The 22,488-nt window shown below is 33.7% G+C and carries 22 protein-coding genes; 7 read left to right on the forward strand and 15 right to left on the reverse strand.

Features of this window, described 5'->3' with window-relative positions; translation table 11 throughout:
• Nucleotides 1–91: 91 nt before the first annotated feature.
• Genes EDD66_RS01640 through EDD66_RS01650 form a run of 3 tightly spaced genes read left to right on the forward strand, consistent with a single transcriptional unit; the run spans nucleotide 92 to nucleotide 3,047 of the window.
• Nucleotides 92–1,159 carry a TFIIB-type zinc ribbon-containing protein gene (locus EDD66_RS01640; RefSeq protein ID WP_123607801.1) on the forward strand — a complete coding sequence of 356 codons (1,068 nt, stop codon included), beginning with the start codon at nucleotides 92–94 and terminating at the stop codon, nucleotides 1,157–1,159.
• Nucleotides 1,159–2,043 (forward strand): TPM domain-containing protein, encoded by an 885-nt coding sequence (locus EDD66_RS01645; protein ID WP_123607802.1) that lies wholly within the window; start codon nucleotides 1,159–1,161, stop codon nucleotides 2,041–2,043. Before EDD66_RS01640 ends, EDD66_RS01645 begins: the two co-directional genes overlap by 1 nt.
• Nucleotides 2,044–2,081: 38 nt before the next feature.
• Complete coding sequence (locus EDD66_RS01650) at nucleotides 2,082–3,047, forward strand: SPFH domain-containing protein (protein WP_123607803.1); 966 nt, start codon at nucleotides 2,082–2,084, stop codon at nucleotides 3,045–3,047.
• A 152-nt stretch (nucleotides 3,048–3,199) separates the two neighbouring features.
• Here EDD66_RS01650 and fba read toward each other — a convergent pair whose 3' ends face one another.
• Together fba and EDD66_RS01660 are read right to left on the reverse strand one after the other, a co-directional pair.
• Nucleotides 3,200–4,066: a class II fructose-1,6-bisphosphate aldolase gene (gene fba / locus EDD66_RS01655; RefSeq protein WP_123607804.1), complete on the reverse strand. Its 867-nt coding sequence runs from the start codon at nucleotides 4,064–4,066 to the stop codon at nucleotides 3,200–3,202.
• Nucleotides 4,067–4,235: 169 nt separating this feature from the next.
• Nucleotides 4,236–5,066 carry an Mrp/NBP35 family ATP-binding protein gene (locus tag EDD66_RS01660; protein WP_123607805.1) on the reverse strand — a complete coding sequence of 277 codons (831 nt, stop codon included), beginning with the start codon at nucleotides 5,064–5,066 and terminating at the stop codon, nucleotides 4,236–4,238.
• A 443-nt stretch (nucleotides 5,067–5,509) separates the two neighbouring features.
• On the opposite strand from EDD66_RS01660, the gene rpoD reads away from it, so the two are divergent.
• Nucleotides 5,510–6,625, forward strand: a complete 1,116-nt coding sequence (rpoD, locus tag EDD66_RS01665; RefSeq protein ID WP_123607806.1) for an RNA polymerase sigma factor RpoD — start codon at nucleotides 5,510–5,512, stop codon at nucleotides 6,623–6,625.
• Nucleotides 6,626–6,715: 90 nt separating this feature from the next.
• Here rpoD and EDD66_RS01670 read toward each other — a convergent pair whose 3' ends face one another.
• The 4 genes from EDD66_RS01670 to EDD66_RS01685 are packed head-to-tail and all read right to left on the reverse strand — an operon-like array spanning nucleotide 6,716 to nucleotide 9,660.
• Nucleotides 6,716–7,849, reverse strand: coding sequence for a DEAD/DEAH box helicase (locus EDD66_RS01670; protein WP_123607807.1), 1,134 nt, complete (start codon nucleotides 7,847–7,849; stop codon nucleotides 6,716–6,718).
• Nucleotides 7,850–7,877: 28 nt separating this feature from the next.
• Nucleotides 7,878–8,588 carry a lysophospholipid acyltransferase family protein gene (locus EDD66_RS01675; RefSeq protein ID WP_123607808.1) on the reverse strand — a complete coding sequence of 237 codons (711 nt, stop codon included), beginning with the start codon at nucleotides 8,586–8,588 and terminating at the stop codon, nucleotides 7,878–7,880.
• A 44-nt stretch (nucleotides 8,589–8,632) separates the two neighbouring features.
• Nucleotides 8,633–8,956 (reverse strand): branched-chain amino acid transporter permease, encoded by a 324-nt coding sequence (locus tag EDD66_RS01680; protein ID WP_123607809.1) that lies wholly within the window; start codon nucleotides 8,954–8,956, stop codon nucleotides 8,633–8,635.
• Between the two features lie 2 nt (nucleotides 8,957–8,958).
• Nucleotides 8,959–9,660: an AzlC family ABC transporter permease gene (locus EDD66_RS01685; protein WP_123607810.1), complete on the reverse strand. Its 702-nt coding sequence runs from the start codon at nucleotides 9,658–9,660 to the stop codon at nucleotides 8,959–8,961.
• Nucleotides 9,661–9,951: 291 nt separating this feature from the next.
• Here EDD66_RS01685 and EDD66_RS01690 point away from each other — a divergent pair, with 291 nt between their 5' ends.
• On the forward strand, nucleotides 9,952–12,042 hold the full coding sequence (locus tag EDD66_RS01690; RefSeq protein WP_123607811.1) for a sodium-translocating pyrophosphatase: 2,091 nt from the start codon (nucleotides 9,952–9,954) through the stop codon (nucleotides 12,040–12,042).
• 187 nt (nucleotides 12,043–12,229) lie between these two features.
• Here the strand turns inward: EDD66_RS01690 and EDD66_RS01695 are convergent, their stop codons facing one another.
• On the reverse strand, nucleotides 12,230–13,219 hold the full coding sequence (locus EDD66_RS01695; protein ID WP_123607812.1) for a diaminopimelate dehydrogenase: 990 nt from the start codon (nucleotides 13,217–13,219) through the stop codon (nucleotides 12,230–12,232).
• 243 nt (nucleotides 13,220–13,462) lie between these two features.
• On the opposite strand from EDD66_RS01695, the gene EDD66_RS01700 reads away from it, so the two are divergent.
• Together EDD66_RS01700 and EDD66_RS01705 are read left to right on the forward strand one after the other, a co-directional pair.
• The gene (locus EDD66_RS01700; RefSeq protein WP_123607813.1) at nucleotides 13,463–14,362 is read left to right on the forward strand and encodes a metallophosphoesterase family protein; all 900 of its coding nucleotides are present in this window, start codon (nucleotides 13,463–13,465) and stop codon (nucleotides 14,360–14,362) included.
• A 311-nt stretch (nucleotides 14,363–14,673) separates the two neighbouring features.
• Nucleotides 14,674–14,991: a hypothetical protein gene (locus EDD66_RS01705; protein WP_123607814.1), complete on the forward strand. Its 318-nt coding sequence runs from the start codon at nucleotides 14,674–14,676 to the stop codon at nucleotides 14,989–14,991.
• Nucleotides 14,992–14,999: 8 nt separating this feature from the next.
• Here the strand turns inward: EDD66_RS01705 and EDD66_RS01710 are convergent, their stop codons facing one another.
• The 8 genes from EDD66_RS01710 to EDD66_RS01745 form a co-directional block, all read right to left on the reverse strand.
• A complete protein-coding gene (locus EDD66_RS01710) occupies nucleotides 15,000–15,791 on the reverse strand; it encodes a hypothetical protein (protein WP_123607815.1) in 792 nt (263 codons plus the stop codon).
• A gap of 195 nt (nucleotides 15,792–15,986) precedes the next feature.
• On the reverse strand, nucleotides 15,987–17,204 hold the full coding sequence (gene clpX, locus EDD66_RS01715; protein ID WP_123607816.1) for an ATP-dependent Clp protease ATP-binding subunit ClpX: 1,218 nt from the start codon (nucleotides 17,202–17,204) through the stop codon (nucleotides 15,987–15,989).
• Between the two features lie 24 nt (nucleotides 17,205–17,228).
• Nucleotides 17,229–17,669: a hypothetical protein gene (locus tag EDD66_RS01720; RefSeq protein WP_123607817.1), complete on the reverse strand. Its 441-nt coding sequence runs from the start codon at nucleotides 17,667–17,669 to the stop codon at nucleotides 17,229–17,231.
• A 43-nt stretch (nucleotides 17,670–17,712) separates the two neighbouring features.
• Nucleotides 17,713–18,456: a hypothetical protein gene (locus EDD66_RS01725; RefSeq protein ID WP_123607818.1), complete on the reverse strand. Its 744-nt coding sequence runs from the start codon at nucleotides 18,454–18,456 to the stop codon at nucleotides 17,713–17,715.
• A gap of 131 nt (nucleotides 18,457–18,587) precedes the next feature.
• Nucleotides 18,588–19,325: a hypothetical protein gene (locus EDD66_RS01730; protein ID WP_123607819.1), complete on the reverse strand. Its 738-nt coding sequence runs from the start codon at nucleotides 19,323–19,325 to the stop codon at nucleotides 18,588–18,590.
• 20 nt (nucleotides 19,326–19,345) lie between these two features.
• Nucleotides 19,346–20,011 (reverse strand): hypothetical protein, encoded by a 666-nt coding sequence (locus EDD66_RS01735; protein WP_123607820.1) that lies wholly within the window; start codon nucleotides 20,009–20,011, stop codon nucleotides 19,346–19,348.
• Nucleotides 20,012–20,118: 107 nt separating this feature from the next.
• Complete coding sequence (locus tag EDD66_RS01740) at nucleotides 20,119–21,147, reverse strand: hypothetical protein (RefSeq protein ID WP_123607821.1); 1,029 nt, start codon at nucleotides 21,145–21,147, stop codon at nucleotides 20,119–20,121.
• Nucleotides 21,148–21,168: 21 nt separating this feature from the next.
• The gene (locus EDD66_RS01745) at nucleotides 21,169–22,488 is read right to left on the reverse strand and encodes a hypothetical protein (RefSeq protein ID WP_123607822.1); all 1,320 of its coding nucleotides are present in this window, start codon (nucleotides 22,486–22,488) and stop codon (nucleotides 21,169–21,171) included.

Consider the following 22,488-nt stretch of genomic DNA (forward strand, 5'->3'; position numbering starts at 1 on the left):
GAAAAGTGAGTGATAAAGTAAAAATATAGAATATAAGGAGGCTATAGCTCTAGCTATGGCCTTTTCATAAGTTCAGGGAGGTGATCATTCTATGGTTATACAATATAAATGTCCTAATTGTGGTTCTGACATGGCCTTTGACAGTAATTCCGGAATGTTAGCATGTGACAGTTGCGGCAGGAAAGACAATATTGAAACTTTTCCAAAGGAAAATATTAAAAGCAATAATGAGGATACACATTTTCATGGCACAAATAACTCTCATACTTTTCAAGAGGGGGAGGTAACAGAGTATCATTGTAAAAACTGTGGGGCTGTTATTCTGACAGAACCGGAGACTACAGCTACCACTTGCAGTTTCTGTGGCGCCGGAGTCGTATTAAGTGATCGATTATCAGGAGAGCTTGCACCTGTAAAGGTAATTCCTTTTACAATAAGTAAAGAGCAGGCTCAAAATGCGTTTAAATCCTGGTGTAAAAAAGGATTATTAACCCCAAAAGGATTCATGAATGCAGATCGTATTAAAAGTATTACTGGGATTTATGTCCCATTCTGGCTTTATGATTTGAATGGATCTGGTGAAGTAAATGCAACATGTACAAAGGTTAGAACTTATTCCAGAGGGGATTATGATTATACTGAGACGAGTTTCTTTAATGTATATCGTAATGTGGATTTGACTTTTCTTAAAGTTCCTGTGGATGCATCTGAAAAGATGAATGATAAATTAATGGATAAATTAGAGCCATATAATTATTCAAATCTAAAGGATTTTAACACTCCATACCTGGCTGGTTTTATTGCTGAGAAGTATAATTACACTGATAAGGATTTATTCACCAGGGCGAAAGAAAGAGCCAATCACTATGTAGATAATTATATACGTTCCACAATAAACGGTTATTCAACCACTACATACAATCACAAACGTATAGATATTAGTCAGATGGAATCATTTTATACCCTCTTGCCGGTATGGATGGTATGCTATGATTATAAACAATCCGAGCATATATTTGCAATGAACGGCCAAACTGGTAAAATTGTGGGGACTCCTCCTCTTAGCATAGGAAAGATTTTTACCTGGTTTGGCGGAATCAGCGTTATATCACTTCTTATTTTGAGGATTCTTACATTTATATTAGGAGGTGGATTCTAATGAATACATTAAACCTGATGAAGAATTATTTATACAGAGCAAAAGCTTTAACATCTGGAATTCTCCTGACATTTGTACTAGTATTTTCATTCCTTATGATTAAGCCAATTCTATATGTGCATGCAGACTCAACCAGTCAAAAAGTTTACGATAATGCAGGATTACTAACTTCTGAAGAGCTTATGTCTCTGGAATCTGCGGCTTTAGAAATTGGAGAAAAATATAATACTGATATCTACATTCTTACAGATGAAGATAGTGATGGAAAATCAAGAAAAGTTTATATGGAAGATTTTGCAGATGAGAAAGAAGTAACAGACAGTACCATAATCTTTGTGAATATGGAATCCGGAAACCGTGGAGTAGAAATTCAAGGCTATGGAACAAATAAATCTCTAATTAACAGTTCACGTATTGAATATATTTTAGACGATGTCACTCCATACTTATCCGATGAGGAATATTATCAGGCTTTTGTTACCTTTTTAGAAGAAGTTGACTATTACTTGGGTATAGATCCTAGTAAAGATACTGCAACTCATGCACCTGATAATAATTATGCCAGCAGTGATAAATACTATGAAGAAGAAAATGGAGCAAACTCCATTTTATCTGAATTTTGGGTTCAATTAATTATAGCCCTTGTGATTGGTGGTATTGCTGTAGGTATTATGGCTTTTAATTCAGGAGGACGTGTTACTGTAAATGAAAGAACTTATTTGGATGCCAATCATTCAAGAGTGATTGCCCAGCGTGATGATTATATCAGAACTACGACTACAAAAACCAGAAGACCACAAAACAATAATAATCGTTCTGGCGGTGGCGGTAGTGGTGTCTCAAGTGGCGGTCGCTCCCATAGCGGTGGTGGCAGAAGTTTCTAGATAACAGTTTAAATTTATTAAAGAAAGGGAAATAGCATATGGGAATTTTAGGAAAGCAATTAGCGAATGTAGTTGAATGGGAAGAGTTTCGCGATGATATGATCTTCTATAAATGGAGTAATCGTGAAATTAAAAAAGGCAGTAAACTAATTATCCGTCCTGGCCAGGATGCCATCTTTTTATTCAACGGGAAGATAGAGGGTATCTTTAAAGATGAAGGAGATTATGATATTGAATCACAGATAATACCTTTTCTTTCAACATTAAAAGGATTTAAATTTGGCTTTAACAGTGGGATGCGCGCTGAAGTATTATTTATTAATACCAAAGAATTTCCTGTAAAATGGGGAACCAAAAATGCAATAAACATTCCGACACCACAGCTTCCAGGCGGCCTTCCAATTCGTGCAAATGGTACATTCGCTTTTAAAGTAAATGATTATATTGCATTAATTGATAAAATTGCTGGCGTGAAAACAAATTATTTTGTAGATGATGTAAAACTAAGAATTACATCTGTATTAGATCAACTCCTGATGAAATGGATCTCTAAAGAAGGGAAAGATATGTTTAACCTTCAGGCGAATGCTTTCTCCATTGCAAAAGGTATCGAAGAAGATTTAGATATGGAAATTCTTGATATGGGTATGACTATTACAGATTTTAATATAATGAGCTTTAATTATCCAGAAGAAATACAGGAAATGATTACCAAAAATGCCTCTCACAGTATGATTGGAGATTTAGGCAAATACCAGCAGGTTTCCATGGTTGACGGTATGGCCAATGGTCAGATAAAAGGCGGCAGTGTTGCTTCTGATATGGCTGGGATGATGATGGGAATGAATATGGCTAACCAGATGATGCAAAATATGAACCCGAATCACCAAGGTAATGTTAATGCAGCCCCATCAAACGGTGCAAAACCTAACTTCTGTCCAAACTGTGGCCAAAAAACTGGTGAAGCAAACTTCTGCCCTAATTGCGGTCAGAAACTAGTTTAGCGTTTGCTATTTTTAGATACTTAAATATAACACCTTACTTTATTTAAGAACAAAAAAGCCTTGTGATAAATGATCATTTGATATCCAAATGATTGATTTTTCACAAGGCTTATAAAATCTTTAAAAGCAAAACGTCTGTTTTTAATATAAAATTAGTTTGCCTGACCTACGGAACCAAAAAGCTCCATTTTTTCTTTCACGGTTGCTTTAATAGCTTCAAATCCTGGAGCTAAAAGTTTACGAGGATCGAATCCTTTTCCTTCAAGATCTTTACCAGCTTCAATATACTTGCGGGTAGCCTCTGCGAAAGTTAATTGGCATTCAGTATTAACATTGATTTTAGCAACGCCTAAATGAATTGCTTTTTTGATCATATCTTCTGGAATACCAGTACCTCCATGAAGTACTAAAGGCATATCACCAGTTAATCTGCTGATTGCATCTAATGTTTCAAAGCTAAGTCCAGCCCAGTTTTCCGGATATTTACCATGGATGTTACCAATACCTGCCGCTAACATAGTTACTCCAAGATCAGCGACTTGTTTACATTCTTCTGGATCAGCACATTCACCAGCGCCTACAACGCCATCTTCTTCTCCACCAATAGAACCAACTTCTGCTTCAAGAGAAATACCTTTGCTATTGCAGATTTTAACTAATTCAGTTGTTTTTTCAATATTTTCTTCAATTGGATAGTGAGAACCATCAAACATTACTGAAGAGAATCCAGCTTCGATACATTTCATAGCTCCATCAAAGCTTCCATGATCTAAATGAAGTGCTACAGGAACAGTAATTTTTAGTTCTTCTAACATTCCGTTCACCATTCCAACAATTGTCTTATATCCTGCCATATACTTTCCAGCACCCTCAGAAACACCAAGGATAACTGGTGAATTAAGTTCTTGTGCTGTTAATAAAACTGCTTTTGTCCATTCTAAATTGTTAATATTAAATTGTCCAACTGCATAATGTCCTGCTTTTGCTTTATTAAGCATGTCTTTTGCGGATACTAACATATAATTTCCTCCATATCTTTCTTATGTTTAAATGAACTAGTAACTACTAGCTTATTTTTATAGTGCTTGTATAACGTCACCCTACACCAGACTTATTATAACCTAACTGATAAAAAAATGGAATAATTAATTTCCATATAATATCTAAAACTTGTAATTTAATCTATAACTAAATTTTTTGCAAACTGGCAGCAGCTTCATCCAACCAGCTTCCTTCAAGTTCTTCTACCTTTTCACTATCAATTGCTTTTGCAATTGCCTGATCCATTGGCAATTGGGCTAATAATTTAATACCAAATTTATCTGCTATTTCCTTTGCATGGCTCTCACCGAATAAGCTCATCTTTTCTCCACAGTTTCCACATGAGATATAGCTATAATTTTCAACCATTCCCAAAATTGGTATATTCATAGCAGATGCCATCTTAATGGCTTTTGATACGATCATGGATACCAGTTCCTGGGGAGAGGTTACTATAATAATGCCATCTAAAGGCAGTGATTGGTATACAGTTAATGGGACATCCCCTGTTCCCGGCGGCATATCAACAAACATATAGTCCACATCCTCCCAGATTACCTGAGACCAGAATTGTTTTACCGTACCTGCGATAACTGGTCCTCTCCAGATTACAGGAGTATCTTCCGTATCTAATATAAGATTTACTGATATCACTTTGATTCCTGTTTTCGTAACGGCAGGTAAAATACCTAACTCAGTGGCTTTTACTTTTTCATGCAGACCAAATGCTTTTGGTATGGAAGGTCCTGTAATATCGGCATCTAATATTGCTGTTTTATAACCTTTACGGTTAAACAGAACAGATAAATAAGATGTGATAAATGATTTTCCCACACCACCTTTTCCGCTAACAACACCAATAACTTTCTTTATATTACTATTAGGGTTAGCCGGCTCTAAAAAATCATTCTTTGCTGCTTCTCTTGAATCGCAATCTACATCACAACTTCCACAGTTGCTTGAACATGATTGGCTCATATTAATTCCTCCTGTCTGTCTATATATAAATAAATCTATCTCACCTTTTTGTTTCCCTCGTTTTCTCATAAAACGCTTCACGTTTTGAGCCCGCGAGTCTTTGTTTCCCTCGTTTTCTCATAAAACGCTTCACGTTTTATGAGCCCGCGAATTTTTGTTTCCCTCGTTTTCTCATAAAACGCTTCACGTTTTATGAGCCCGCGAACAATTTCACCCTTGCAAGCAAGTGAAATTGTTTCGCGAGTATTATAACACATAAATGTTGGTAGGACAAATTAAGTTTACAATAATAATGTTTGTTTCAATACATCACTATAAATATTTAATTTTTGACAACATTCAGCACCGAATTATGACAATTGCATATAGCATTATTGCTAAAGTTGTGATACAATGCTATTTGGTAGACTTTCTGCCGTTAATTATCCATTGGAGGAATTTACATGAGTGAAGAAATAGAAATATTTAATGATAAATTGAAGGAATTGATTGAATTCGGAAAGAAAAACAAAGGAATTATCGAATTAAAAACAGTCAATGATTTCTTTCATGAATTAAATCTTGATACCAATCAAATTGATAAGATTTATGAATATCTTGAAGCAAATAATATTGCTGTGATTAGTTTAGTTGAAGAGGAGGGCGGACCAGATGATGATGCTCTTCTTGAATTAGAAGAGGATGAAGAAGGGGATGTTCTTGAGGAAGTATCTGCAATTGCCAGCGCAATGACAGATGATCCTGTAAAGCTCTACCTGAAGGAAATCGGAAGCTATCCTCTACTTACCATCGCAGAAGAAATTGAATTAGCTAAAAAAATTGAAGATGGTGATTCATTTGCAAAGCAGACTTTGGCAGAATCAAATCTCCGTCTTGTTGTTAGTATCGCAAAACGTTACGTGGGAAGAGGGCTCTCTTTCCTTGATCTGATCCAGGAAGGTAATTTAGGTCTTATAAAGGCAGTTGATAAATTTAATTATACAAAAGGATTTAAATTCAGCACTTATGCAACCTGGTGGATCAGACAAGCCATTACAAGATCAATTGCAGATCAATCCCGTACCATCCGAATTCCAGTTCATATGTCTGAAGTAATTAATAAAACTTATCGTGTTTCAAGAAATCTATTACAAGAATTGGGAAGAGAACCAAGTGAGCAGGAACTTGCTGATGCTATGAATCTACCTATTGAAAAAATACGTGAAATTTTAAAAGTTTCTGCAGATCCGATTTCTCTCGATACTCCAATCGGTGAAGAAGATGATAGTCATCTGGGGGATTTTATTAAGGATGATACTATTGTAGGACCAGAGGATGCCGCATCATACTCTGTGTTACAGGATCAGATTGGAAAACTTTTAGAAACTTTGACCGAAAGAGAGCAACGTGTATTGATCCTGCGTTTTGGTCTACAGGATGGAAGAACCAGAACTCTTGAAGAAGTGGGAAAAGAATTTAATGTAACACGTGAGAGAATCAGACAAATTGAAGCCAAAGCTCTTAGAAAACTACGCCATCCAAGCAGAGTACGATTGTTAAAAGGATATGAGGTACTTTAATTTTCTAAATATGGAAAATTGATAACATAATGAAAAGGGTATGAAAAAACATATATAATGTGTTTTTCCATACCCTTTTTATTTATTTCTTTATCCTCTCACTAATTTTCCCTGATACATCTTCTTTGGGATAATATTAATGCCGAATGTCTTCTGATAAAGTTTGATTCTAGGCAATTCTTCTTTCGTTATAATTAATACATTTCTGCCTGTACTTCCATTTCTACCAGTTCTGCCTGCACGATGAAGGTAGTCCATGGGATCTTCCGGTATACTAATATGAAATACTGTATCAATACCCTCAAAATGCAAACCTCTGGCTGCAATGTCTGTTGCGATCAAATATTTAATTTTATTCTTTTTAAAACTATCAATAGCTCTTTTTCTATCTTCCTTTAGATTAGAACCATGAATACATTCTGCCTTAAATCCATGAAATACTAATTTCTGGGTAGCCTCTTCAATATCACTGACCTTATTAATAAAAACCATGGCTTTTTTTGCTTTTAACATTCTAACCAGCTTTCTTAACGTTTCTAATTTATCCCGACGTTCTACCACAAGATATATATGTTCTATATTGGCAGGAATCTTTTCAGAGGAGGTCATTCGAAGTACTTCCCCTTCATTCCACATTTGTTTTGCAGAAATAATAGCATTCTCAGGCATACTGGCAGAGAAAAATAAAAGCTGCCTATCTCTCATTGTACATTTTATTACTGCTTTCACATGTTCAATATTATTTTTATCTAATAATTTATCTGCTTCATCAATAACAATTGTTTTAACTGTGTGAGCAGCTATTTTCTTCTTTTTGATTAATTCCAAGATACGACCAGCTGTTCCGATAATAATCTGTGGCTTTTCTTTTAGCTTTAGTATCTGTCTTTCAATATTCACATCCCCCATAATCACAGCTGACTTAATTGATATGAGTGAATATTTTGCTAATAATTCAACTTGTCGGTGAACCTGCATTGCAAGTTCATGGGTTGGCACCAGAACAATGACCTGATTTGTTTTAACAATTTCTTTATATTTTTCAAAAATAGGCAGAAGATAGGCAAGGGTTTTCCCTGAACCGGTTTCTGACTGTACAATTAAGTCCTTATGCAGTAATATTTTTTCGCTTACTGCTTCCTGCACTTTTGTAGGTTTTTTAATCCGTTGAGACTCAAGTGCCGCAATCAATCCTTTTTCAAAATTCATATCTGAGAATTCCATATGTTCACACGTCCTTTTCTTCTTCTCACTATTTAGTATACTTTGCAATCGTTAGTTTAATTCTATCTTCTACAATTCTGGCTATCTCAGTGGATTTCAGACCTGCATATTCTTCATAATATAATGGTTTTAAGTAATGAATTTGAACGGTTACTTTCTCAATAGAATTTGTATCAAATGCTTTAAAGGAATCAATCAAAGCAACGGGTACGATTGGGCACTTTGCATTCATCGCACTTTTAAAGCTTCCCCCTTTAAATTCTAATATTTCATTTTGCTTTTTAGATCTGGTCCCTTCTGCAAAGATAATGTAGTTTCTCCCCATCTTTACTTCTTTTGTCATATTCATAATTACTTTCATAGATTGTCGTACATCTTCTCTATCAATAATCTGAGCTTGTAATACCTGGATTATCTGTTTTAAAAGTATTGTATCCTTTACCTCTTTTTTCATGACGACAGAGAATGGCCTTTTATGAGATTCCAAAAAAGACAAAGCATCAAAAAGACCTTGATGATTGGGAAACATAATATATCCATTTTCTTTCGGTAAGTTTGATTCTCCAAAAGATGCTATTGTAACTCTTCCTTTACGATTCGCCTTGATTGCTACTTTACGAACAAAAGCATATCTTGTCTCTTCATCATATTTCTCTATATTGCTCAGCTGATGTAGTTTAAAAAATAAATAAGGTATATAGTATAATAGTTTTAATACCATTAAAGCTATTCTTTTCATATTTTGCCTCCTAGTGTTTTGCTTCTCTCTTTCTTCTCTTACCATTAGAAAATATGTATTAATAACATATATATCAGAGTCCCGGCTCCAATACTGATAAGGTTGTTTCTTTTCCATATATGTATCAAAATTACTGTTGCTACCGATATAATCGATGGTACAAAACCTCCTGCTCCTTTAAAATTAACTCCTTTTAAGCAATATACTACTAATATTGCAATCACTGACATAGGTAAAATATCCCCCAGATATTTCACAATTTGAGGCAGTTCCTGATTTTTTCGAAAAATTATAAAAGGTAATACTCTTGTACCAAAAGTACAAAGTGCAACAATTAATATAATAAGCAGTGCCTTAGTTGATTCCATCTTTACACCTCATCTTTAGTATCTTCTGTTTTTACAATCCTGTTCTTTAATCCCATTAAAATGATTACAGTAATCACCATGGCTGGAAGGAGAAAATTATCTGCACCAAAAAGAATAAGTGATATAATACCACAAAAAAGACCAATATATGCTGGCAAATGATTCTTTGTACTTAACCACTGTTCCACAAAAATTACAATAAACAAAGCTGTCATAGAGAATTCTATTCCACTGGTATCAAAACTTATAAGGTCACCAAGGATTCCTCCTATTACAGAACCTAAAATCCAATACATTTGATTAAAAAAAGAAATAAAAAAGAATAATTTTTTTTCATCCATCCCCTCTGGCCTTTTTATGGAACATAATAAGGAGTAGGTTTCATCTGTCAAAGAGAATATCATATAAGGACGGCTTTTGCCCATCTGTTTAAACTTTTCTATGAAAGAAATACCATAGAAAATATGGCGGCTATTTACAGATAATGTAGTAATAACGATTGATACGATTCCAATGGTGCCCTGTAAAAAACTTATAAGGACAAATTGCATAGATCCAGCATATACAGTCAAACTTATTAAAAATGCCCATAGGAAATGAAATCCTGCTTTATATAACAGTAATCCAAATGCTGTTCCTAATACCAGGTAACCTACCATTACCGGTATTGTTAACTTTATTGCGGTTTTTATTACTTCTTTCATTCTACTACCTTCATTCTAATTACCAATAATTTATTCCCACTGTCATGTTTCTGAAAGTCATACTCTAATATTCTAATATATTTCCTATGATTATTCTAGACTATACTTGAATTCTTTGCAATTATTAATGGTCAGTTCCTGCTGCTATTTTGTTTAAATTGTCGTTTTTTTAGATATTACCTTTATATTAATTGTACCTTTTTCACAATTCTCCTTGATTATATATTTTAATAGTGGTAGTATGATAAGGTGGAAATTTTTTCAATTTTACAATTATAAGGAGATGGAGTTATGGATTTGAGTGTTCTATTTTTTCAAATTGTAGCAATCATTATTGCTTTGTTGGCATTTGGAGAAGCATTTTGGCTTTATAAGTGGGTAGTTTCCAGACCTTCTTCTAATCCTCGAATTTCTGAAGTAGGTAAACTAATTCAAAATGGAGCTAAAACATTTCTATCAAAAGAGTACAAAGTTCTAACACGTTTTTGTGGAATTGCAGCAGTTATTATACTGATATTATTGCCTTCACCTATATGGGATGGCAATCCTTACAATAACATTCTTATGTCTTTATCCTATCTATTTGGTACCATTTTTTCAGGCATTGCCGGTAAAATTGGTATTACTATTGCTACTATTGCCAATATTAAATCTGCTGAAGCTTCAACAAAAGGAATCAAACCTTCCTTCATGGCTGGATTCCGTGGCGGAGCAGTTATGGGTATGGCAGTTGTAGGTAGTAGTTTACTTGGTGTAACTTTAGTTCTTCTCTTAACAAATAATACGACAGCCTTACTTGGCTTTAGTTTTGGTGCAAGTTCACTTGCCCTTTTTGCCAAAGCCGGTGGAGGAATATTTACAAAAACTGCGGATATTAGTGCGGATTTAGTTGGCAAAGTAGAACTTGGAATTCCTGAAGATGACCCTAGGAATCCGGCTGTTATTGCTGATAATGTTGGTGATAACGTTGGTGATGTAGCTGGTATGGGCGCAGATTTATTTGATTCCAATGTTGCTTCTATGGCTGCTGCATTAGTTATGGCTGTTTCACTTGACAGAGTAAAGGGTGGGTCCCTTAATGCAAGTATGGTATTTTGCTATGCCGCCATTGGATTATTAGCATCTATCATTGGTGTGGCTACCGCAAGGATGGGCAAGAATGGAAGTCCAACCAAAGCACTTAATAGCAGTACATATGTTACAACCGTAATCTTTGCAATACTAACTGCTGTTGCAACCTATGCATTTCATTTTGAATGGCGTATATGGATTGCTAGTGCAATTGGTCTGTCTGTTGGTGTTATTATTGGTATCGCAAGTGATTACTTTACAGATGATTCTAAAAAACCTGTTCACATGGTTGCAAAAGCTTCTGAATCAGGACCTGCATTTACCATTCTATCAGGTATCTCCTATGGTTTTATGAGTTGCCTTCCAGCTATGGCCGGTATTGCTGTTTCTGCACTTGCCGCCTATAAAGTATGTGAACCTTTGGGTGATGGATATGCTATGTTCGGTATCTCCATGGCGGCTGTAGGTATGTTATCCATCGTTGGTATGATCATCTCTAATGATGCTTATGGACCTATTGTTGATAATGCCCGTGGCCTCGTTGAAATGGGCAATCTGGGTGATGAAGCTCTTGAAATCACTGATTCCCTGGATAGTGCCGGCAATACAGTTAAAGCAATTACAAAAGGATTTGCTATTGGTGCTGCAGGCCTTACTGTTATAGCATTACTCGGTGCATTTATAAGCGAGGTTAATAATGCTGCTATTGAATTAGGCAAGGAAACCATTACCGGTTTTGATATCATGAACCCAGTTGTATTCTTCGGGCTACTAATCGGAGCTGCCATTCCAGCAGTTTTCTCAGCTATGTTAATGCTTGGCGTTGAACGTAATGCACAACGTATGGTTGCAGAAATCCATCGCCAGTTTAAAGAAATCATTGGATTAAAAGAAGGAAAAGAAGGAGTAATTCCTGAATATGATAAATGTATTGAAATAGCAACCGATGGTTCACTAAAAGAATTAATCCCTGCTGGTTTATTTGCCATTGTCACTACTCTTTTAGTTGGATTTATTGGTGGAGTTCAGGCAATTGGCGGCTTCTTGACCGGTAACATCGTAAGTGGATTACTCCTTGCATTATTTATGTCCAATTCTGGCGGATTATGGGATAATACAAAGAAGTACGTTGAGTCTGGACATCATGGTGGAAAGGGATCCGATACTCATAAATCTGCGGTCGTAGGAGATACCGTTGGAGATCCATTTAAAGATACCGCCGGTCCATCTATTAATACTCAGATTACTGTTGTATCCTTGGTTGCCTCTTTAATGTCGACCTTATTCTTAACAATGTCATTATTCGGTTAAAAACTGAGACCTTTCCCATAGATTGGCAGACTGGTACGAAAGTACATCAATTTGCCTTTGTACTGATATAAATAAAAGCAGAGCATCAATTAGAGTAATTTTAAAGTTTACTATAATTGATGCTCTTATTTTAATAAATCACAAGGATTTTTAAGCTCAATCTCTCATCTTAAGATAATCCAATATTCTATAATAAATTCTGCCTTAATTCTTCGTTGGATTTAATTGAAAGGTATGCTGGCGCAATATCAAATACTGTCTTTGCTCCAGACCCTCCCTCTTTATTCAGCCTGTAAGCAGCTCTTGCATATGCAAGAAGTACATTTGCTGTAAAATCCGGATTGGAATCTAACTTAAGGCTATATTCAATAATGTGAGTATTTTCATTATTAGCTCCTGTCTTACCACTTCGAATTACAAAGCCGCCATGAGGAATGCCACTATGATTCTTCTCTAATTCTTCTTCTGTAATAAAATGTACTGTTGTATCATACTCTGCAAAATAATTTGGCATTGTTTTGATTTCTCTTTCTATTTGGGCTCTATCTGCCTCCTCCTTTGCAACCACAAAACATTCTCTTATATGTTTTTGCCTGGTCGTAAACTCTGGATTTTCACCTTCTCTTACTGATTCAATTGCACTCTCGATTGGTATTGTATATTGCTTTGCATTCTTTACTCCTTCTATTCTTCGAATTGCATCCGAATGCCCCTGACTTACACCTTTTCCCCAGAATGTATAATCATTTCCTTCTGGTAATATTACATTTGCATATAATCGATTCAGTGAAAACATACCTGGATCCCATCCACTTGAGATGACACATATATGATTGCTATCTTTCGCCTTTTTGTCAACAGCTTCATAATACTCCGGTATCTTTGCATGTGTATCAAAACCATCAACAGTATTAAATAATCCTGCGAAGAATGGCCCCTGTTCCGGTAAGTCTGACATACTGCCTCCGCATAGAATCATAACATCTATTTTATCTGTCATATTTATTGCATCATCAATGTGATAAGCTTTGACTCCCTCTGTTAAAATATGAATGGATGCAGGATCTCTCCTTGTAAATACACCTATAAGTTCCATATCATTATTTTGACGAATTCCTAATTCGGTACTCTTTCCTAAGTTTCCATATCCTACAATACCAACTCTAATCTTTTGCATAATCCTTCCTCCTGTGTTTTTATTTGTAAGCAGAATCTCTTTCAATTTTTATTTATGATACCACATGTTATCTATATGGTAAATATGCGGTTTGCATCTAGACTTTTTCTTTGAAAAATTTTGCATAATCCTAAGTCGAATTTGTCATATTAAAAATATTAAGTACAAATTTTTTAAATCAATAGACTCTTTTATTATTAAAGAAGGGGAAAAGAAATAAATATAAACTGAGAGGAAAATAGTATGTATACTGATAGAAGGTTGACTCAAGCCTACAAATACGCAAAGGTTGAATATTTTGATAAGAATTCAAAATATATTATGTTTAGTGATATTCACAGAGGAGATGACAGTGTATCCGATGAATTCGCCAGGAATCAGACCGTTCTGCTTTATGCGCTGAACTATTATTATAATAATGGTTATACCTATGTTGAAGTTGGGGATGGAGATGAACTTTGGGAACATCCTAAATTTAAATATATCAGATCTGCCCATACAGATATATTTACAACAATTAAAAAGTTTTTTGATGATGGTAAATTTATATTAATCTATGGAAATCATAATATTTATTTAAAAAACAACCAATATCTCAGAAAATATTATTACCACTTTTTTGATGAATATAATGAAAAAATGCAGCATTTATTCCCTGGATTAAAAGCTCATGAAGCATTAGTTCTTAAATATAAAAAAACAAAGCAGAATATCCTTGTTGTACACGGTCATCAGGGAGATTTGATGAACGATCAATTTTGGCTTGCTTCCATGTTATTATTAAGATATTTCTGGAGGTTCATGCATGTAGTTGGATTTCAAAATCCCTCCAGCCCTGCAAAAAATTTATCAAAAAGGCACAAAATTGAAATTGCTTATAATAAATGGATTCATAAACACCAAAAGATGCTTATCTGCGGGCATACCCACAGAGCAAAATTTCCCAAGAAAAAGGATCTGCCATACTTTAATACCGGATGCTGTATTCATACCAAAGGAATTACAGGTATAGAAATATCAGATGGTAAAATTATGTTAGTATCCTGGAGAGTCCGCGCTGCTAAAAATGGATCTCTTTACATTGAGCGATTTGTGATGAGAGGTCCTAAACCAATTGAATGCTTTGATTTTAATAAAAGGTAGAAATTAAATTTCTGCCTTTTATTCGTATGTCATTTCTTCCAGTTAGGATGTCCTTAAAATAATACATCTTTATAATTATTCTCATTTGCATTTTATTTTAACTCTTGCTTTCTAATTACTTTTTTATTAAACTAAACATATATGTTTTATTATGATACATAATTTATTTATGAGTTTGACACTTTCTTCTATGTTTCATTTCATCCTGTTGAGTTAAAATCCAAATAAATTTTATACTGAATAATCTTGCCAAAAATCTAAAAGTATCAAGAATAATTCACAAATAATAATGAATTAAATGGAGAAATATTATGAGTGACAAAAAAATAATTAAAAATTGTTTAATGTGTACTGATTATGAGTGCGAATCATTATATAAATATGTTTATGACTTTAATAATGAGAAAAAAAAGCCTCTTATTTTAGAAACGGATGGCTACTGCTTTACAAAAAAGGATACTGATTCCCATGGAAATATAATAGAAAATTTTGACAGAACCATAGAAAGAAGTTGTTGTACTCTTAGCATATTTCAAACTGCAATCATTGATAAAGAATTGCAGAAAGCCAAAAATATTGAAGAACTAAGAGAACTCTTTAATCAAAAATACCTGAAAGATGAATCATAATATCGCACTTACAACAACTCTTCAAAAGTAGGCATGCTTTTCGTTCCCGTATTGTTTTTATCATCCGCAGATTGCTGAAATGATATATATAAAGCATACGTGTCACCTCTATGATTATTAAAACTATGACAGCTTAGGTATCCACCTGGTGAAGTACTAACAATCCCCCCCTTTATTCCAATCCCATTTGTATAACAATTTCGTAAGCGGTTAATGACATCCACAGACCATTGACTTGAATTAAGTTTAAATTCCATAAAACCATTCCATATAGGACGATCTCCAATAATTTTCATGATATCTGTTCCTGTAGGATGTATCAGATCTTCTTGCCCCATTATATTATTTATCCATTCTTTCAGTTCATTTTTAATACATTCTTCATAAGGCATTTTGCTTACTTCTTTTAATATGAGATTTCCATCATAATACGCTTCAAGTTCAATTGGATTATAACAATAGGTAGTATCAAAACGAAATCTTTCATCAACTACAACGATCGCGTTACTTAGGCCGCTACTGGCATATCCTAGGCCACATATATGTTTTTCTTTTGATATCTCTGCTATATCATAACTGCAGTGTAATACTAACAGACCATATATCTCATCTGTTCTCATATCAATAACATGGTATGCTTCATACATACCAGATAACGCTCTCCGCACTTTAATCATCTTTTCATTTGCATATGGAATCCGTTCTAATGCGACTGTCATAGAATTGATATATGGATCTGCTATGTCAATCACTCCACTTGTAATTTCAAAATGTCCTATATATGCATATCTGTTTCTCATTGTTTTCCCTTTCAAATTCCTAAATTCATATATATATAGTATTTTACTATAAATTTTAACCAGCATACTTATCGCTAAATTACATGCCAATATTTATTTTAATAATGCACTTAATTAATATACAGCTGTCAAGGGCTTTCTAATAGTTTCTTTAAATAAAAAGATGCTGTATTTTACAACAGCACCTTCAATGATTTACGAAGCATGATCAGCTTCACCATGTACATATTCCTTTGTAATAAATATTTCATTTAAGTCCATTTTAGATGGAGATTCATACATTAAATTCAGTAACAACTCTTCTAATATACCTCTTAACGATCTTGCTCCAGTTCCTTTTGAAAAAGCCTTAACTGCTATTTCTTCCAATGCCTCTTCTTCAAAATTTAACTTTATAGAATCATAATCAAAAAGTCTTTGATATTGTGAAACAATTGAATTTCTCGGTTCTGTAAGTATCCTTTTCAAACTTTCTATGGTTACCCCCTCAAGAGGAGCAATGATTGGGAGACGTCCTAATAATTCTGGGATAAGCCCAAACTCTTTTAAATCATCATTGTTTACTTTTAGTAATAAGTTATCTTCCCTTACTGACCCTAATGGATTTAAATTAGAGGAAAATCCAACTGGATTTTTACCCATTAACCTTTTTTTAATAATACTTTCTGCTTCCGGGAAAGCTCCACCGCATATAAATAAAATATTTGTAGTATCAACTTCTATCATAGATGCTTTTCCTTTCCCAGAAAAAGTATCTGAAGGCACATGGACTTTTATGCCATCCAACAATGAAAGTAATGCTTGCTGAACACCTTTTCCTCCTACCTGCTTCTTGGTTTCTGATGATGTAGCCGTTAATTTATCAATTTCATCAATAAATATAATTCCCCGCTCTGCTAAAGCCACATCACCGCCTGCATTTTCTAATAGCCTCTGCACACATATTTCAACATCGTCACCAATATAACCCGCTTCTGTCAAAGACGTTGCCTGTATTATAACAAAAGGTACATTTAAAATTTTTGCAAGCATTTGAACAAGGTACGTTTTGCCGCTTCCTGTGGGACCGATTAATAATATATTAGACTTTTTTATTTCTGCATCATTCATTTCACATCTTTTTAAATGATTATAGGTAGCCACTGCAAGTATCTTTTTAGCTGCTTCCTGGCCAATTATGTATTGATCTAATTGAACTTTTATCTCTACTGGCTTGGTTTTTTCAATGTATGTGTTGGATTCTTTTTTATTTTCAGATGCATTTATAAATAAGACTGGATTATGGTTTATTTCCTTATTGATGCATGCGATATTATTCATGCAGGAGTTGCATATACATTTCCCATTATTAATCACAATATATTCATTTATTTTTAATACATCATTACAAATACAACATTTTTTTTCTAACATATCTAACCTCTTTATGAAGGATCTTTAACCATGAGAATACTTTTTTTCTTTTATTTTATAATTTTCACAATACAAGGAAAATATATCTGGATGAGGATTATTGATATCAAGATCTTCTCTGGTATATCCACTGCCAATACCAGTAAATATCTTATCCTTTAGAACGACATATTCAAGCAGGCCAAGCCGTATATCATTTTTTTGAAAACATTCCCTTCTTGTATATAAAGGTGTGGCATACACGTCGAGATAGACATTATTTCCTACATATTCTTTCACAAGTGCTATTCCTCTTCTTCCACGATAAGGACTCCCCGACTTATCGTGACTTTTTATTACTTCATTAAAAAGTATATATATACCTACTTCAGGAAGTTTCCTATAACAAAACTCATTTCTAGCATTTCGCCCTTCAAAAATGCTAACATTTTGGGCAACTGTAGCTTTATCCAAATTGTTTCTCACATTATACTCCCCCAATTTATCTTTCGTATTTAATTAATTACTCCTACATCATCCAACGAACAACTGAGTTAAAATTTTGATACATATAAGGCATTGATTTACCAGATAGACTTGTTAGTTTCTCATTTATTTCAGATATAATTTCACTCATTGGCTGTGATAATTCTGAAATATCTAAGACTCCATATTCTAATCTGATAAGGCTGTCAAAATCCCTCTTATCATGCGGGACATAATAGATATGTTCTGGTTTATTCTTTTTGATGCATAACATTTGCAACATATCTTTTACCAATTGTTTCTCAGCTCTTTGCTCAGTATCCCGGCATATTAAGCCATATGGGATTTTTGTATTTACAGTTTCTAACATCTTCTCTAAAAGTAGAAGAGAATATTTGCGCACCCCAATACTTAAATACGCAAATTCGACTTTTTGTATTGAATTTGATATACATGTAAAATCACTAAAAATAAATACCATATCAAAACAATCTTTAAAATTGTTAAAATATTCTTCATCACATGTATAACAAACTTTTCTAAATACAACCGTATTGCTGCTCAAATCCCCTACTACGTTTAAAAACAGCTTTTTATTAAAACTTAAATCCACCACTAATACCAAACTGTCTAAAGAACATATTTTTGATGCGAATAAAGTAATATCTTCTACTGACTCCCCAAAAAAACCAATAATATGTGTAGCAGATATTAACCTTTTATTCTTGTTATCAATTACATTTTTAAAACACGAATTACTGTATTTATCCAAACTGTATTTATTCAAATAGCAACCTCCTTACTCCAAATTTTGATAAATAAAGTAACCTTTTACCAATTTAACACAAAAGTCACATTTTGTCAAATTATGCTTTTTACTCTATTTTCTGTATATTTTCCATTTTATTTTATTTATATTTAATCGTCTTCATTATCACCTTTTGTATCAATTTTTGCATTACCTTCTAGCGATAAAGTTGATAATAATGCATGATTTACATATGTACTATAATCCCAATTTTTTGAAAATTCTTTAGATATATTTTCATATTGATCTTGGAAATATTCCAGTTTCATCTTGCCATAAGATTCCTCATCCATATTCCCCGTTCTCTTATATGATTTCAGAATATGAGTATATACTTTTTCAGATACCGCATTTTCCTGATAAACTTTTAAAACTGTAGACAAATCAATTCCCACATCACCTACATTGTATTTGGATATGGAATTTAGATATCTTTGGGCATCTGAAGATATTGTTTTCTCCTCTTCTTTTGTTAAGGATATTCCATAACTGTTTGCTTTTAAACACAGTGATTTAGTCATTCTTATCTGCTCTATAATTTGGCGCTTCATATAGTCTTCAAAAGTAACTCTGGATCCATCATCTAAGGTGACATTCTCATTCCACACATCCTTTCCATAATCCTTCTGAGTGCTTTGAGTAATCGATGCAGCATACAAAAGATACTCTCCGATAGATACACTCTCATCTTCATTTATATAAAATGCTATCCTGTCGGTAAATTTCAAATCCAGGTGATCCGTATCCTTGCTTTTTATTAACATGTAAACCCCAAACATACTAAAGCATGCAAAAAATAGGATGAAAAATGATATGGTATAGTATCGTTTCTTAAATTTGGGACTCATAAAGGTATCTCCTTTTTATATTATTGTTCTATATAAGCATATCCTAATAATGTTCCTTCGTTATTATAAATAAGTTTTTCTAAAAATGAAGATTCTTCATATATGGTAAATATATTTTCTTTCTTGCTCTGTATCAGAGGGAAAATATCCTCAATATTATCACCATAGATACTACTTTCACTATCTTTTATAAATCCATATCTGGCTTCATAATAGGGCAGGGAGAATCCTTGAAATAAGCATGTGTCATCAAGAACATGATTATAATTTATAAATGCTAAAGGAACCAGCCTTCCGTTTATTGTATAAATATTTTCTACAACTCCTTGATCTTGTTTGGACAAGATATATTTTATATATAAAATCTCATCCCAATTAACCAATTCTTCTTTGTCCTGTTCCAAAAATGCATTTGTTGCAACTAAAAATGCATACTCTTGATTCTTAATTTCTAAATACTTCTCCAATACTTTGTCACCAGTTACTATATTATCTTCTTTTACTTCTTTTGATAATAATTCTTTATCATCATTCTCTGTTAATTCATTCTGATCAACTGGATTGAAAGTATCGCTCGTTTCATCTTGAAGCAGTAAGCTCCATATTATTGAACCTAAAATTACGGTACAAATAATGATAAAAGCAACAATTAAAGCTTTTCTTTTACTAATTCTATAAGTATTCAAGACAAAAAATCCCCCTTTTTAACTATTCATATATATCATGCACCTAATTCAAATAACCTTGTCAATAGAAAATTTAAAAAAGGCTGCAAAAATTTGCACCCTTTTTATTATAATTCTATTTTATTTGTAATGTACGTATAACTTGGCAAATAACCACACCTGGCAGCTTCCTCCACCGAATTAAAAAAGCTTTCTATAGTCCCCCTTAGTTCTTCTGGCAACTGCCCTTCGTAACAATATCTCTTTTTGCCATCAATATCTGTAAAACCAACAACATGGACCTTTCGTACTGCCCGCAGACCAGAGATAACTGCTTCTTCCACTTTTGCCTGAGCAGAAAAATCAGCTCCCTGTAATAGTATGATCAGGCTTGGTCCGGTTATATCATTAATACCTGATGAAGTCTGTGATGCCGGTAAATATATATTGTAATTTACATCGCCTCGTATTGAACTCACTAAATCTATATTACGGGCAAGTGCATTTGTTAATGTAGAATTAATATTACGTTGTACAATCTTTCTTGTTAAAATGCCTTTTACTGATTCATCTGAATAACTATCCCCATATGTGAGGGAAAGTGTGCTTCCCGGCGTGGCCTTACTCGCTTTAATCCATTTTTCAGAATTTAATCTGACACTAATGGCATCATTGGTCATTACATTAGTTGCTGGATTTGTTGTTGTATGAGTAACTGTATAGGGAAGTTTTACACTCCACTTAAATCCATATTCTTCACCAATTACTTCATCAACGCTTGTGTCTACCTCAGATAATAAAGTAATATAATATCCGTCATTTGCTGCAAGCAGAGCAGATGGAATGCATTCCTCTATGTATTGCTTATTCTCCAAACTGGTAGCCATTCCATAATTTAAGCATACCATTTCTTCAAATACGTCCAGACAGTAAGTAGGATTTAATACAACATTGGACATATCTGTATAATTAAGATTGATGTCTCCCACATTTAATGTTTCCATAAATGCAGCCTCACCTGCATAGCTAATCACTTGATTGAGCCGGTTCGTATCATATTCCGTCTGCATGGTATTCATCTGTACATAAAAAATTGATATCATTATTAATAACATGCCAAGAGCAATGCAATTAAATATTCCATACCAGGTTTTCAAGCTAATCACCACCCGAAGTGTTTATTTTATATAGAATACTACTGTCTTAACGTTACCAGCCTTATCATATACCTTTAAGGTATATGTCCCCTTCTTTGTTACTTTACTACCACTCTTAAAGTTACGGCCATTTAAAGTGGCTCTCTTAATACCACTATGCTTATCTGAAAATCTTACAACCATTCCCGTTTTATAAGTCTTTTTATTAGCGACTCCTGTTACAGTGGGAGCCAGTTTATCAATATTTTTCACATAAAAACTTTTTAGTATATAATTATTGTTCTTATCACGGATACGAATCGTATAATACCCATTCTTAGTTACAGTAAATTTATTATTATTTGCTTCACGACAATTTTTATTTATGTATGTATTCCAGATCGTTGCATCTGTAATCTTTACATTCCCCACCTTTTGATTTACATACAGTATTTGATATGGCTCAAATTCTGTTGAAACGGTTACCGAAATATTCTTCTTAGTCCATCCTGTATAATGTGATACTGAAATTGAATAAGATACTCCATTCACTTCGATGGTTGTAGCGCAGGTAGTACCGGACAACGATATATAATAGGTTCCCTTATCTAATATCTGGGTAATTTTATTATAGGAAGAACCATTTGTACTGAAATTTTTAGAAGTTATCTTCTGATTTGAATTATCATACAAGGTACAAACTCCACTGCCCACATTTACATCATTGGTCTGTTCAAAATTATAACCAATTGTAACTTCAGATTTGCTATTAATCGTAAATTGATAATAATCAATTGGGGCTATTGTACTTAGAAATCCTCTTCTGGATTCATTCAATGTAAGCCGGTTTGCATTAGTATATGAGGATGCAACAATACTTTCTTCACTTTTGGCATCTTCCGCCAGAAGAGCGACCCCTACCCGTAAAAATGAAGAATCTGAATTGTTTTTTACACTAAATAAATGATTTACATAATAGGTACCCGGATCCAAAAAAATTAAAATGGAGTCTCCTGGCTTTGACAGTCTTTTCATAGAACCTATAACATCTACACCTACTCTATCTCTTGAAAACCATGCTTGTCCGGATATAGAATTCGATGTAGTTGCATCCCAGTTAAAATAAGCTTTAATAATTGTTGGTTGTTTTATGGTAAAGGAGCCAACACCCTGCAACCCATCATATACATAGTATTGTGACGTAGATGGATATAAAATATTATCAATATCAGGTACATAGGATGGTGTCAAAGATATGTCCCATGAGGATGCTTTTGCATTTATAGTATAAGCAATCAGCATCAATCCACATAGAAAAAGTATAGTTATCCCTTTTTTCCAAAACTTAAGTTTTCCTGCCAT

The organism is Mobilisporobacter senegalensis, from assembly GCF_003752155.1.
GTDB classification, from domain to species: Bacteria; Bacillota; Clostridia; order Lachnospirales; family Lachnospiraceae; genus Mobilisporobacter; species Mobilisporobacter senegalensis.